This is a genomic window from Paraburkholderia rhynchosiae, assembly GCF_002879865.1.
Lineage (GTDB): Bacteria > Pseudomonadota > Gammaproteobacteria > Burkholderiales > Burkholderiaceae > Paraburkholderia > Paraburkholderia rhynchosiae.
This window is the reverse complement of record NZ_PNXY01000004.1, coordinates 309,264-322,497: the sequence shown is the minus strand read 5'-3', so window position 1 is coordinate 322,497 and position 13,234 is coordinate 309,264. Positions and strand designations below refer to the sequence as shown.

The 13,234-nt window shown below is 63.2% G+C and carries 11 protein-coding genes; 7 read left to right on the top strand and 4 right to left on the bottom strand.

Annotated features, from left to right (window positions below):
- Positions 1 to 124: 124 nt before the first annotated feature.
- On the bottom strand, positions 125 to 1,492 hold the full coding sequence (locus C0Z16_RS07990) for an MFS transporter (protein ID WP_175130658.1): 1,368 nt from the start codon (positions 1,490 to 1,492) through the stop codon (positions 125 to 127).
- Positions 1,493 to 2,277: 785 nt separating this feature from the next.
- On the opposite strand from C0Z16_RS07990, the gene C0Z16_RS07985 reads away from it, so the two are divergent.
- Positions 2,278 to 4,731: a glycogen/starch/alpha-glucan phosphorylase gene (locus C0Z16_RS07985; RefSeq protein ID WP_102631624.1), complete on the top strand. Its 2,454-nt coding sequence runs from the start codon at positions 2,278 to 2,280 to the stop codon at positions 4,729 to 4,731.
- Positions 4,732 to 4,819: 88 nt separating this feature from the next.
- Here C0Z16_RS07985 and C0Z16_RS07980 read toward each other — a convergent pair whose 3' ends face one another.
- Together C0Z16_RS07980 and C0Z16_RS07975 are read right to left on the bottom strand one after the other, a co-directional pair.
- Positions 4,820 to 5,911, bottom strand: coding sequence for a hypothetical protein (locus C0Z16_RS07980; RefSeq protein ID WP_102631623.1), 1,092 nt, complete (start codon positions 5,909 to 5,911; stop codon positions 4,820 to 4,822).
- A gap of 373 nt (positions 5,912 to 6,284) precedes the next feature.
- Positions 6,285 to 6,680 carry a DUF6232 family protein gene (locus C0Z16_RS07975; RefSeq protein WP_102631622.1) on the bottom strand — a complete coding sequence of 132 codons (396 nt, stop codon included), beginning with the start codon at positions 6,678 to 6,680 and terminating at the stop codon, positions 6,285 to 6,287.
- Positions 6,681 to 6,860: 180 nt separating this feature from the next.
- On the opposite strand from C0Z16_RS07975, the gene C0Z16_RS07970 reads away from it, so the two are divergent.
- Positions 6,861 to 7,181: a hypothetical protein gene (locus tag C0Z16_RS07970; RefSeq protein WP_102631621.1), complete on the top strand. Its 321-nt coding sequence runs from the start codon at positions 6,861 to 6,863 to the stop codon at positions 7,179 to 7,181.
- Positions 7,182 to 7,232: 51 nt separating this feature from the next.
- Here the strand turns inward: C0Z16_RS07970 and C0Z16_RS07965 are convergent, their stop codons facing one another.
- Positions 7,233 to 8,204: a LysR family transcriptional regulator gene (locus C0Z16_RS07965; protein ID WP_102631620.1), complete on the bottom strand. Its 972-nt coding sequence runs from the start codon at positions 8,202 to 8,204 to the stop codon at positions 7,233 to 7,235.
- A gap of 100 nt (positions 8,205 to 8,304) precedes the next feature.
- On the opposite strand from C0Z16_RS07965, the gene C0Z16_RS07960 reads away from it, so the two are divergent.
- The 5 genes from C0Z16_RS07960 to C0Z16_RS07940 all read left to right on the top strand — a co-directional run bounded on the left by C0Z16_RS07960 (position 8,305) and on the right by C0Z16_RS07940 (position 13,206).
- A complete protein-coding gene (locus C0Z16_RS07960; protein WP_102631619.1) occupies positions 8,305 to 9,381 on the top strand; it encodes an ABC transporter ATP-binding protein in 1,077 nt (358 codons plus the stop codon).
- Positions 9,382 to 9,443: 62 nt separating this feature from the next.
- Entirely contained in the window at positions 9,444 to 10,154 is a 711-nt protein-coding gene (locus tag C0Z16_RS07955; protein WP_102631618.1) for an HAD-IA family hydrolase, read from the top strand.
- Between the two features lie 3 nt (positions 10,155 to 10,157).
- The gene (locus tag C0Z16_RS07950; protein ID WP_102631617.1) at positions 10,158 to 11,507 is read left to right on the top strand and encodes an NAD(P)/FAD-dependent oxidoreductase; all 1,350 of its coding nucleotides are present in this window, start codon (positions 10,158 to 10,160) and stop codon (positions 11,505 to 11,507) included.
- A complete protein-coding gene (locus C0Z16_RS07945; protein WP_102631616.1) occupies positions 11,504 to 12,415 on the top strand; it encodes an ABC transporter permease in 912 nt (303 codons plus the stop codon). The genes C0Z16_RS07950 and C0Z16_RS07945 overlap by 4 nt, the downstream gene beginning before the upstream one ends.
- Positions 12,412 to 13,206, top strand: coding sequence for an ABC transporter permease (locus tag C0Z16_RS07940; RefSeq protein WP_102631615.1), 795 nt, complete (start codon positions 12,412 to 12,414; stop codon positions 13,204 to 13,206). Before C0Z16_RS07945 ends, C0Z16_RS07940 begins: the two co-directional genes overlap by 4 nt.
- Positions 13,207 to 13,234: the final 28 nt, after the last annotated feature.

The following is a 13,234-nucleotide window of genomic DNA, read 5'->3' as shown; positions in this document are numbered from 1 at the left end:
GCCGTGCTTACGCGGTGATCGCACGTCGATCAATTGGCGATCAATTGGCGATCAAGCGGCAATCAGGCAGCCAGAAGCAACCACCGGCAAAACGGGCGCACTGTCCCAACAGCGCGCCCGTTGTTTATTTCACCGACGCTTTCACATGCACGCCTGCGCGATGCGACGGCGCGAAGAGCCGTAGACCGCTCGCGAGACTCGCCGCGCCGGCGAACAGTGCGCCGGCGCCGAGCGCGAGCGTCGGGCCATGCCGGCCCGCAATTCCAAAGCTCAATGCGACCAGCGCCGCGCCCGTTGTCTGGCCAAGCAGCCGGGCCGTCGCGACGATGCCGCTTGCGCCGCCGCTGCGCTCAGGCGGGGCGCTTGCCATCAGCGCTTTCAGATTCGGCGACTGGAAAAAGCCGAAACCCGCGCCGCAGATTGCCATGCGAATAGCGATGTCGAGCACATGCGGATGCACCGGCAATAGCGCAAGCGAGGCCGTGCCCGCCGACATCACCGCGAGCCCGACCGCGCCGAGCAGGCCGGGCGGATAACGGTCGGAGAGGCTGCCCGCGAGCGGCGCGGCCAACGCGACGACGACTGGCCAAGGCGTCATCAGAAAGCCGGTTTCGACCTGGCTGCGATGCAGCACATCCTCGAAATAGAAGGGCAGTGAAACGAACGCCAGGCCTTGAGCGGCGAACGAACACACGGCCGTTAGCGCGGACAGCGCGAACACGGGCCGCTTGAACAGATCGACCGGCAACATCGGCGCGGGGTGGCCGGCTTCACGGCGAATCAGCAGCAGCCCGAATATCACTGCAACCGCCGCCGCACTCAGCACGAGTTGCGTCGACGCGCGCTGCGCCGCTTCGCCGAGCGCAAAGATCAGCGCGGCAAACGTCACGATGTTGAGCAGCGCGGCAACCGGATCGAAATTGTGCGTGCCGCGTTCGGTGTGCGGCAGGGCTGGCCACGCAAAAGCCAGGGCCAGCACGCCGAGCGGCACATTGACCGCGAACAGCCATGGCCACGGCGCGACCGAGAGGATCAGCGACGCCACCGTCGGTCCGACCGCGAACGAGACGCCGACGATCAGCGCATTGGTGCCGAGGCCGCGTCCAAGCCGGTGCGGCGGATACAGAAAGCGGATCAGCGCGGTGTTGACACTCATGATTGCGCTCGCGCCAAGCCCTTGCAGCACGCGCGCGCCGGCGAGTAGGGGGAGAGTCGGCGCCATCGAGCACGCCAGCGACGCCACTGTAAACAGCGCGATGCCGCCGATATAAATCCGCCGATGCCCGACGATGTCGCCAAGCGCGGCCAGCGGCAGCAGCGTCGCGACCATCGCGAGCTGATAGGCGTTGATGATCCACACGGACGCCGCGGGCGCCGCATGCAAATCCGCGGCGATGGCGGGCAGCGCGGTGTTGGCGATGGCGGTGTCGAGCGTGGCGAGCGCGACGGCGAGCATGATCGCAGCCATCGCACGGCGGTTGGCGGCGGACATCGGGGCATCCGCGGGGAAGGGCGGCACTGTAGCGGCGCTGGGCTTGTCGGACAAGGCGTGGTTCGTCGGGTTATGCGTGTCGACGCGCCGCATGATGAAGACGTGCGGCGCTTGAGCGGCAGGTTATGTGAATGGCAAAGGACGCGGGCGTTTCATGCAAACGCCCAAGGCGTGCTGCGCGGCAAATGTAGCGATTGTTACAGAGACGCGGAAATCGTGCAGCGAACCCGCGCTTTCTCAAGGCCGGGTGATGGTGCACCGAGACGCAACTAACTGTCAGCCCCGCGACGCGCCTTCGAATTGCCGCACGCCGTCGTTCCGTTCGCGCGCGGCGGCCGTCCGTTTGCGCCTCTCGGGCTGGATACGCAGCTCGCTCGGCAGACCGGCCCGCGATTCCATCACTATCCGATTGCATCGCGGGGTCATCTTCACGTCACGCGTCGAAAAAATAATTGGGTCGTGTCACCTGCTCCGCGTCGCATCGTGTCACGCTCGCGCCGGCCGTCGTCACACTCTGGCATCCACCAGCTGATGACAGCCCGATGCACGCGCGCAGTGCCTGCACACTCGCGCCCTGCACCGCGCGCGTGCGCCGAGCAGGCCCGTCGGCGCGTGGCTGTGCGCGCAAGCGGGCATGGCATGTGCGTAAGCAGGAGCCGCGCTCGCCGGCATCCGGGAGTCGTAAAATGTCGTACTCTGTTTCTTAACCCGCCTGACCGGCACGCGCCTCCCGTCCGTCATCTGTGCGGTTCGCGTACGCCGCGGCGTTTTTTCCGGAGGCTTCGATGACAGCCGTCGACCTGGAATTCGACCAGCTCAACAGTACCGTCGACGCGCTACGGCGCTCAATTTCCAATCGCATGATGTACGGCGTCGGCAAGGACGCCGTCACCGCGCATCCCCATGACTGGCTGCACGCCGCGGCGCTCGCCGTGCGTGACCGGCTGGTCGCGCGCTGGATGAAAACCACCCGCCTGCAATACGAACAGGACGTGAAGCGCGTCTACTACCTGTCGATGGAATTCCTGATCGGCAGGACGTTTACGAACGCATTACTCGCCCTGGGCATTCACGATCAGATGAAGGAAGCGCTGGCGAGTCTGGGCGTCGACATGGACGCGCTCATCGACATCGAGCCCGACGCCGCGCTCGGCAATGGCGGTCTCGGCCGGCTGGCCGCATGTTTTCTCGATTCGATGGCGACGCTCGGCATTCCGGGCTTCGGCTACGGCATCCGCTACGAATACGGCATGTTCCGTCAGGAGATCGTCAACGGTGAACAGGTCGAAGCGCCGGACTACTGGCTGCGCGCAGGGAATCCATGGGAGTTTCCGCGGCCCGAGATCAAGTACACGGTGAATTTCGGCGGCCGCACGGTGCAGCGCGGCGACCACGTCGAGTGGATCGACACCGAGCATGTGAACGCAACCGCGTATGACACCGTGATACCCGGCTACGCGACTGACGCGACCAACACGCTGCGCCTGTGGTCCGCGCGCGCCACCGACGAACTCGATCTCGGCGCGTTCAATCGCGGCGACTATCGCAACGCGGTGGACACGAAGAACATGTCGGAGAACGTGTCGCGGCTTTTATATCCGGACGACTCGACGCCGGCCGGCCGCGAACTGCGTCTGCGTCAGGAATACTTTTTTGTGTCGGCGACCATGCAGGATCTGATTCGCCGTTATCAACGCACGCACAGCACGTTCGGGCGCTTCTCCGAAAAAGTGGCGGTGCATCTGAACGATACGCACCCCGTGCTGGCGATTCCGGAACTGATGCGTTTGCTCGTGGACGTGCATCACTTGCCTTGGGACAAGGCATGGAAACACGTCACGCAGATCTTCTCGTACACGAATCACACGCTGATGCCCGAAGCGCTCGAAACGTGGGACGTGGAAATGCTTTCGCGGCTGTTGCCGCGGCATCTTGAGATCATCTTCGAGATCAATGCCGGCTTTCTCAAGCACGTGAGCGAGCAATCCGGTCACGATGCCGAAATGATCCGCCGCATTTCCCTCGTCGATGAATACGGGCAGCGGCGTGTGCGCATGGCCTATCTGGCGATTGTCGCGAGCCATAAGGTGAACGGCGTCTCGAAGCTGCATTCGCAACTGATGACGCGCGACATCTTCGCCGACTTCGCGCGCATTTATCCAGACCGCTTCACGAACGTGACCAACGGCATTACGCCGCGGCGCTGGCTTTCGCAGGCGAGCCCGTCGCTGTCGTCGCTGATCGATCAGCGAATCGGCACGCATTGGCGCGGCAATCTTTTCGAGCTGGAGCAACTGCGTGAACTGCGCAGCGACAGCGGTTTCGTCGAAGCATTCCGCGAAGCCAAGCGGCAAAACAAGTTACGGCTCGTGCAGAGGCTTGCGCATCACACCAAACTGCATTTCGATCCCGATGCGCTGTTCGACTTGCAGGTGAAGCGCATCCACGAATACAAGCGGCAGTTGCTGAACGTGCTGCATGTGATCGTGCGTTACAACCAGATTCGCGCCAATCCGGAACGCGACTGGGTGCCGCGTGTGGTGATGTTCGCCGGCAAGGCCGCGTCCGCTTACCGGATGGCGAAGACGATCATCAGGCTGATTGGCGACGTCAGTCAGAAGGTCAATCACGATCCGCTGATAGGCGACCGCCTCAAAGTGGTGTTCGTGCCGAACTACGGCGTGAGCGTGGCCGAGTTGATCATTCCCGCGGCGGATTTGTCGGAGCAGATTTCAATGGCCGGCACTGAGGCGTCGGGCACCGGCAATATGAAGCTCGCGCTCAACGGTGCGTTGACGATCGGCACAATGGACGGAGCGAACATCGAGATCTGCGACGCCGTGGGCCGCGAGAATATCTTCATCTTCGGTCACACCGCCGACGAAGTGGACGACCTGCGCGCGAGCGGCTACCGGCCGCGGCAAGTCTACGAGGAGAACGCCGAGTTGCGAATGGCGCTCGACCAGATTCGCAGCGGCTATTTTTCGCCCGACGATCCGCTGCGCTTCTCGGACATTTTTCACACGCTCGTCGACTGGGGCGATCACTACATGGTGCTCGCCGATTTCGCTGCGTTTGCAAAGGCGCAAAACGAAGTGGATGCGCGTTTCGTCGACAAGCGCGCGTGGGCCGAGAGCGCGATTGAGAATGTGGCCGGCATGGGGCAGTTTTCGTCGGACCGAACCATCAGCGAATATGCGCGCGAAATCTGGCGCGTGACTCCGCTTGAACTTGGGTGAACGGTTCGTTGCTTTCGCTTGCGAAGCAACATGAAAAAGGCCGTGCGTCAGTTCACTTGACGCACGGCCTTTCTATTTGCGGCTGCCCTTAAGGCGTCAGCTTCTCAACCGCCTGGCTTGCAGACAGGCCCAACTGGCCGCGCGGAAAATCGAACAGCACGTCGATATTCTGCATGCCCATCAAGCCGATCACGATGCGGTTCGCGCCTGGCTTCACCTTCACGATCGTGACTTGTGCGTCGTCGTAGCGGTGCACCCAGTTGGCCGAGCCGATCGCCGCGTTGTAGTTGCCTTGAATGAGCACCTTGCCGACGCTGTCGTCGCCGGTCCAGTTCGGCGCCGTATCCGTTTCGATGCGGATCATGCCGGTGGTCGCCGTGGCAAACACGAGCGGTGCGCAGAACATCATCTTGTCGCCGACATTGACGCAGCCTCTCGGCCATTGCACCGTGCCGTCATTCGATACGGTCATCGGCACCATCGTGTAGTCCTTCGTGATCGTACTGGACGGACTTAGCATCAGATACGGCTTTGCAAAGTTCGAGTGGACCAGATAGCGCTCGCCGATGTGGCCGGCCAATGCGCGCAGCGGCTGCGTGCAACAGGTGTCGTCCGGTTGAGCGGCGCCGACGCCGAAAAGCCCGGAGAACGCCCAGCCGAATTCGCCGGTATAGCCGTCAATCGCGACGCAGCGTTTTGAGGTGGCCTGGCACCTGACGGTATCGACCGCTTGGGCGTCGACCTGTACCTGCTTCGAGCCCGCGACGCTCGTCGGCAATTTCACGGCCGCGCCAGACACTTGCGCGCCGTTCGCCAGCGAGAGTGTGCTTGCCGGCGCGGCGCTCGCGTAGTCCGAACCCGGCAGTGCCGATTTCAACACTCGCACGCCTTGCGTACCGGTATCGAGCGCCATGTACAGCGGTCTGCCGTCGAGTTGAACCGGCAGCCCGAGACGCGCGTGGTCCTCGTCGGCACGTTCAACGTGCAGAGGGATCAGCACGCCGTCTTTGCCGCCGTTGATCAGCGACACAGTCGGCGCCGGCGGCGTGGGCGTCGGGAAGGTGGTCGAGCATCCGCTCAACGCTGTGAGCGCAGCGGTCGCGACAAGCGCGGCGCCGGTACGACGGCAAAAATAATGATGCAGATGCCGACCTGCGGCATAAACAGAAAGCAGGGACATGGAGCACGCTCGCAATAAGGCGGTCCCTGGCGAAGGCGATGGATGCGAATGCAATGCGGAAAGAGACGGTCGCGATGGCGCGAGAAAATGCGCCGTCAAAGGCACTAGCTCTTACCGCATTGCCGCTGTGCGAGCGTAAATGCCGCGACGCCGCCGCCCGCGACGCACCGCGAGGCCTGCGAAAGGGAACGCGCGATAACAGAAGCGGCGACTCTACCTGCGCGTCGGCGAGCACTTGCAAAGATGTGTGAAGGCTTTCAGCGAGGTCCGGCGCGCGGCCGCGGCACGTTGGCTGGCGCCGAGGGTCGTGTCGACGCGAGCGTTGCCGTCGGCAGAATGCATGAGCCGCGCGAGCGAACTCATGTTTGGTTGCTCAGACTTTCTGCGCTGCTGCCGCGGCAGCGCCTTTTGCTTCATTCACGGCAGCGCCGACGCGCTCGACGAACTCACGGTCGACGCTGGAAAGCGCCTCGCGTTCTCCATTGGCCGTTTGCACCATAAGACGATGCGTGATGTCTTGCGTCACCCATGTGAGCCAGCCGACCACGATGAGCATCGCGCCGCAAACCATCCCCGCCGGCGAGCGCAACAGGCCGCCGACAATCGCGCCGACGAGCCCCAGCACGGAGATGGTAATGGGCAACACTTTGTTCTTCTGCACGGTGACGACCTGGACGCTGACGATGTCGCGCAGCGGAAAGACCTGGCCGGCCGAAGAGAGCGCATTGCGGGTGACCGACACACCGCGATCGTTGAAGGGGGTTTCCATCGAGTTGAATGCTAGCTGTTGGAAAGGGCGCAGAGTACCAGAAGAACCGACGCAACAGCTTCTTGCGTTGCCTCAGCGTTGCGCAAAAGCGGACCGCTCTGCGCGAGGGCAACCTGAGCGCACGTCGACGAACTTGTCGCCGGATATTTGTGTCGAAGCGATGTGGCCGGAGTTCACATCATGAAGTCGTTCTACGTCACTGCTGCCGCTGCCGCTGCCGCTGCCGTTGCAGTCCTCTTTGCGGGCTGTTCGTCCACATGGTCGCCGGCTAACGGGCAAACCGTCCAGCGCGTTCCGGCCAGTACTGAAACCCGCGCCTCGCGTACCGTTCACGGTGCGGCGCTCCCCGAGCCGGCGTCGAGGCCACCGGTGCTTAGCGTCGGCGTCAGCGATCCCGACACGCAATTGATTCTGCCGTGGTTCCTCGCGGACATCGTCAACGCCGTCAACACGCATCAGTCTGTTGGCGACTTGCTGCATACGATGAAAAACGGCCTCTAACAAGCACATCCAGCCGCCGGATCGCAAAAGCTGTCTTGCCGGAGCCTTCCCTCAGCCGATAACCACTCCGCATTCCTTGAACGCATCGCGCAATCCCAACTGCGGATACGCACGCTCCAGGGTGCGCATGTCCGCACGCATTTCCTCGACGATCCAGTCGCGCACGTCCGAGACAATGGGCCGCAACGGCCGGTTCGCTGGCGACACCAGACAGCAGCGCCGGTTTGTCACGAGGATTTCTTCTTCGGCGGGCACGAGCGCGCGCTGCGACAGCCAGTGCGATACCACGTTGAGCCAGCCGAGCGCGATGCCTTGGCCGAGCAGCGCCGCTTGCACGACGATCGCATAGTCGTTGAAGCCCAGCATGCTCGCGACGCGCCGGCCATGCTGTTCGAACGCGCCGAAGCGGTGATGCCAGCCGCGCTCTTCGTCGTCCATCACGATGACGACATCGCCATGCTCCCGGCCCGCCTCGGTTTGCGCTGTTTCCTGATAGCGCGGGTTGCACACCGGCATCAGCGTCTCGGGCATCACGAGCACGCTGTTCTCGTCGATTTCGCCGGCGTGCATGAAGCGCATGCCGAGGTCCACGTCGACCAGCGGTCCGCCGATGCGCCCCGAAATGAGCTGAAACCGCAGATCAATTGATGGAAACGCTTCGTTCAGGCGGCTCATGCGCGGCATCAGCCAGTGCGTGGTGAAGCCAGTGGATACCGACAGCGTGACGGATTCCACGCCTGTCGAGCGCGCCTCGATTTCGCGTATCGCGCTTTCGATGCCGTTGAAGCCCTCCGATATCTTGCGATACAGGATGCGCCCGTTCTCGGTCAGCTCGATACCGCCGCGCACGCGCTCGAACAGGCGCACTCCGATGTGGTCTTCCATGCGCGCGAGCATTCGGCTCACGGCGGGCTGGCTCACATAGAGTTCCTGCGCGGCACGCGTGAAGTTGCCACAACGCGCGGCCGCTTCGAAGACGAACAGCGCATTCGCGCTCGGCAGTTTTTTGCGTAGATTCGGCATGACTTCATGTTATGCCCGATCCAACAATTTGGGAATTGCCGCCAAAAAGTTTGACACCTATATTTTCCCTAACGCAGGCCCTTCAGCGAGAAAAAACGCAATGGACGCACGAGCGAAAACAGGAGTCTCCATCCGGTCGGCAGCGAAGCGTTATGGTCCGGTGGTCGCACTGGACGACGTGTCGCTCGACATCGAGCCAGGCGAATTCGTGTCGCTGCTGGGGCCGTCCGGTTCCGGCAAGACGACGCTGTTGGGCATCCTCGGCGGCTTTGTCCAACCGAGTTCCGGCTCGGTGTGGGTCGGCGAGCGCGACATTACATTCGCGCCGCCGCACAAACGCAACATCGGCATCGTGTTTCAGAACTACGCGCTGTTTCCGCATATGACGGTCGGCGAGAACGTCGCGTTCCCGCTGCGCGCGCGCCGCGACCCGAAAGCCGGCTGGGCGAGAAAAGTGGCCGACGCCCTCGCGATGGTCGAGCTGAGCGGCTATGAAGCGCGCAACATCAGCCAGCTTTCCGGCGGGCAACGTCAGCGCGTCGCGCTGGCAAGGGCAATGGTCTTCGAGCCGCAACTGATTCTGATGGACGAGCCGCTCTCCGCGCTCGACAAGCAATTGCGCGAAACGATGCAGATCGAGCTGCGGCGCCTGCATCGCAAGCTCGGCGCAACGATCGTCTACGTGACGCACGATCAGCGCGAGGCGCTGACGATGAGCGACCGCGTCGCCGTGCTGAAGAACGGCAAGCTCGTGCAGATCGATACGCCTGAACGTCTCTATGACCGGCCTTGCGACGCATTCGTCGCGAGCTTCATCGGCGAAGCGACGTTGCTCGATGTGAGCCGCGCCGGCGACGATTCGGTCCGCCTTGGCGACGCCGTATTGCGTACCGCGCATCCGCTGCCGCGCGGCGAGCGGCTGCTCCTCGCCGTGCAAACCGAAAAGCTCGTGATCGACGGCGGCGCGATTCAGCCCGCCGCCAACCGGCTGTCGTGCCGCGTCACCGAAGTGCTGTACCAGGGCGAGAGTCTGCGCGTGTTCGCGGCGCTTCCCGACGGCACCTCGATCAGCCTGCGGCAGCCCGGCAATCACGACGCGCGTAGCCGCATTCCATCACCGGGCGAGCAGATGACCGTCGTGCTCGATCCGCGGGACACGATCGTCGTGCCCGCCTGATTTTCCTCGCGCCCGCATGGGCTTCCGTCTTACGAATCACGCAAACCGCAAAGGATGATGCAATGAAGCTCACCGATTTCAAGGTCCTGACGTTCGATGTCGTCGGCACGCTGATCAACTTCGAACAGGGCGTGCTCGCGTCCGTGCGGCGTCTTGGCGGCGCGGCGGCGAAAGACCTCACGGACGACCAGATCTTCGAACCGTATATGCGCGGACGCGCGGCCCATCCTGGCCGTTCGAGCCACGAGATGGCGAACGTGTATCTGTATCTGGCCAAGGAACTCGGGCTGCCCGACGACGCGCAATCCGCAGCCGCGTTCCAGCGTGACGTGCTGGAATGGCCCGCGTTCGAAGACTCGGTGGCGGCCTTGAAGCGCTTGCGCAAACATTACCGGCTCGTGGCAATGACGAACGCGGACCGCGTCGCGTTGTCGGCCTACGCACATACCTTGGGCGATCCGTTCGACGACAGCGTTTGCTGTGACGAAACCGGCGTCGCGAAACCGGATCCGCAGTTCTTTGCCTATAACCGTGGACGTCAGGCCGCATTCGGCTTCAAGTTCAACGAGATTCTGCACACTGCGCAGAGCCAGTATCACGACATCGGCATCGCGACCAAGCTCGGTTATGCGACGTGCTGGATCGAGCGGCGCCAGGGCATGAAGGGCTTTGGTGCGACGCCGGTGCCGGAAGCGGTCACGGCGCCGACGTTCAAGTTCGCGACGCTCGGCGCGCTCGCGGACGCCGTCGAAGCCGAAGCGCGCGCCGCTTAAGTCATGCTCGCGCCCGCCATTCAGCACCCTTCGCAGCGGCCTCAGCCCGATTCGTTATGGCGGGCGATGGCCGCCCGTGAGCCGCACAAGCAAGCGCCGGTCAGCATGGGCGCCCCGCTGGCACGTGATCTCACGGTCGATGTGGCCATAATCGGCGCCGGCTATTCGGGCTTGTCGGCCGCGTACGCGCTGCAAAAACGCGGTGTCGATTGCGCGGTGTTCGATGCGAACCCGGTCGGCTGGGGCGCGAGTGGGCGTAATGGCGGCGTGGTGTCGTCGAAGTTCCGCTTGTCGTTTCCGCAGATCCACAAGCTGCATGGGCTCGATACCGCGAAGCGCATGCACCGCCTCGCGCATGATGGCGTGCGCGTGGTCGAATCGTTTATCGACGAATTCAAGCTCGAACGCGCGCGTTTTGAGCATACGGGCAGCCTGCGTTGCGCGCACACCGAGCGCGCGCTCGCCGCGATTCGCGCGGAAGCCGACTGGGTGCGCACGCAGTTAGGCGACACGTCGATGACCGTGCAGTCGCGCGAAGAAGTGACGCGCGAGACGGGATCGACAGGATTCGTCGGCGGCGTGTTGAGCGCCGATGCCGGCACGATCCTGCCGCTCGAATATGTCTACGGTCTCGCGCGAGGTCTCACCGCGCGCGGCGTGCCGATCTACGAAGCGACGCCGGTTCTCGAAATGACGCGCTCCCAACGCGGGCCCGGCGTCGTCGTGCTGCGAACGCCTGGCGGCACCGTGCAGGCGAAGCAGGTGATCGTGGCGACCAACGCGTATTCCAATCTCACGTCCGCCACCGCCGCGTATCAACGCGAACTCGTGCCGTTTCGCAGCGCGATGATCGCAACCGAGCGCCTGCCCGGGGAACTCGATATGCGGCTGATGGTGCAGCGCCGCAGCTATACGGAAACACGCCGCATGATGAAGTGGTTTCGCAAGGTGGACGGCCGCATGCTGTTCGGCGGGCGTGACGCGTTCGGCAAGGAAGGGCAGGCAACCGGTTTCGACGCATTGCGGCGCGCGATGATCGCGCTCTTTCCCGATCTCACGGATGTGCGCGTCGAATATGGCTGGTCGGGATATGTCGGCATGACGTTCAACGCGTTGCCGCACGTTGGCCGCAGCGACGATGCCACGACCTTTTGTCTGGGGTATAACGGAGCGGGTGTCGCGATGGCTAGCCTGCTAGGCCAGCATGCTGCGGCGCTTGCGCTCGGCGAGACGCCGGAGCTTGCCCTGCTCGGTCAGCAAGGCTTGCGGCCGGTGCCGTTTCATTCGCTGCGCGCGCCGGGCGTTCGCGTCGTCGCCGCGTGGTATCAGTTTCTCGACGCCGTGGGTGCATGATGACGACAGCCAAACGGATTCTCCAGGACCCCAGCTTGATGCAGACCGCCACGATGGACCCGTCGGTGCACCATCAGCAACGCGAAGATCGCGCGATGCTGCTGTTGCTCGCGCCCGCGCTTTTCGTCGTCGTGGTGCTGCTGGTCGTGCCGCTCGCGTGGCTCTCGTGGCAGTCCATCTGGCATGACGGCGGCTTTACGCTCGTCAACTACCAGCGCATTTTTACTGGCACTTACCTCGACACGTTCCTGATGACGTTCAAGCTCAGCGTGATCGTGACGGGCGTGACGCTGTTGCTCGGCTATCCGGTTGCGTATTTCGCGGCGTCGGTATCGCCACGCTGGAGCGCGCTGATACTCGGCATGGTGATTCTGCCGTTCTGGACCAGCGTGCTCGTGCGTACTTACGCATGGCTCGTGCTGTTGCAGCGCACGGGGCTCATCAACAAGGCGCTGCTTGAAATGGGCCTTATTGATCGACCGGTGCAACTCGCCTATAACCAGTTCGGCACGATCCTCGCGATGGTGCACATCCTGTTGCCCTTCATGGTGCTGCCGCTCTATTCGGCGATGCAGAAGATCCCGGCGAATCTCTCGCAGGCCGGCGCAAGTCTTGGCGGTTCGCCGCTGCACGTGTTCTGGCGCGTGTTCCTGCCGCTGTCGATGAGCGGCGTCGTGGCGGGCGTCACGCTCGTGTTCGTACTGTGCCTCGGTTTTTACATCACGCCCGAACTGATGGGCGGCGGCAAGTCGATCATGGTCTCGATGGTAGTGAGCCGCAATGTCGAGATCTATAACAGTTGGGGCGCGGCGAGCGCGGTCAGTGTCGTGCTGCTGCTCTGTGTGTTCGCGATCTTCTATGCCGCGAGCCGCGTGATTCCACTCGAAAAGACCTTGGGCGCGAAATGAACAAGATCCCGTTCGGCAGAGTCGTGCTCGGCGTGTTCGTCGTGCTGATTCTCGTGTTCCTGATGGTGCCCGTGCTGATCGTCGTGCCGCTGTCGTTCTCCGACACGCGCTTCATGACGTTCCCGCCGCCGGCCTACTCGTTGCGCTGGTATCACGCGTTCTTCGACAATCCCGCGTGGATCGACGCGGCTCGCACGACGCTTACCGCGTCCGTTTGCGCGGCCCTGGTCGCGACGCCGCTCGGCGTCGCAGCGGCCTACGCGATCCAGCACGGCACGCACTGGTCGATGCGCTATTTGCGCACGCTGTTGATGTTGCCGCTGATGGTGCCGATCATCATCGTCGCGGTAGGCGTGTTCTTTGTGTTCTCGCAAGCGGGTTATGTGAACACGCTCGGCGGACTGATCGTCGCCGATACGATGCTCGGCCTGCCGTACGTGCTCATTTCCGTGGGCGCCGATTTGCGCACCTTCGACCGAACGCAGGAGATGGTCGCGCGCAGCCTCGGCATGAACCGCTTGCGCAGCTTCCTCGCGGTAACGCTGCCGCAGATCAAGGCGAGCGTGATCTCGGGCGCGGTGTTCGTGTTCATTCAGGCGCTCGATGAAACCGTGGTCGCGTTGTTCATCTCGGGCGGCACGAATCAGACGCTGACGCGGCGCATGTTCGTCACGCTGCGCGATGAGATCGATCCGACCATCGCCGCGATCAGCACCATGCTGACGGCGCTTACCCTGTGCCTCGTGATGATCGTCGTCGTTAGCCGGCGATCCTCTACCGCGCGGGCCTGAACTCAATTCATTTGGTCTCACTGGAAAG

Coding starts and splice junctions, on each gene's coding strand:
- C0Z16_RS07985 (WP_102631624.1), top strand. CDS start 2,278: ATGACAGCCGTCGACCTGGAATTCGACCAGCTCAACAGTACCGTCGAC.
- C0Z16_RS07940 (WP_102631615.1), top strand. CDS start 12,412: ATGAACAAGATCCCGTTCGGCAGAGTCGTGCTCGGCGTGTTCGTCGTG.
- C0Z16_RS07970 (WP_102631621.1), top strand. CDS start 6,861: ATGAAGTCGTTCTACGTCACTGCTGCCGCTGCCGCTGCCGCTGCCGTT.
- C0Z16_RS07955 (WP_102631618.1), top strand. CDS start 9,444: ATGAAGCTCACCGATTTCAAGGTCCTGACGTTCGATGTCGTCGGCACG.
- C0Z16_RS07960 (WP_102631619.1), top strand. CDS start 8,305: ATGGACGCACGAGCGAAAACAGGAGTCTCCATCCGGTCGGCAGCGAAG.
- C0Z16_RS07965 (WP_102631620.1), bottom strand. CDS start 8,204: ATGCCGAATCTACGCAAAAAACTGCCGAGCGCGAATGCGCTGTTCGTC.
- C0Z16_RS07950 (WP_102631617.1), top strand. CDS start 10,158: ATGCTCGCGCCCGCCATTCAGCACCCTTCGCAGCGGCCTCAGCCCGAT.
- C0Z16_RS07945 (WP_102631616.1), top strand. CDS start 11,504: ATGATGACGACAGCCAAACGGATTCTCCAGGACCCCAGCTTGATGCAG.
- C0Z16_RS07990 (WP_175130658.1), bottom strand. CDS start 1,492: ATGTCCGCCGCCAACCGCCGTGCGATGGCTGCGATCATGCTCGCCGTC.
- C0Z16_RS07975 (WP_102631622.1), bottom strand. CDS start 6,680: ATGGAAACCCCCTTCAACGATCGCGGTGTGTCGGTCACCCGCAATGCG.
- C0Z16_RS07980 (WP_102631623.1), bottom strand. CDS start 5,911: ATGTCCCTGCTTTCTGTTTATGCCGCAGGTCGGCATCTGCATCATTAT.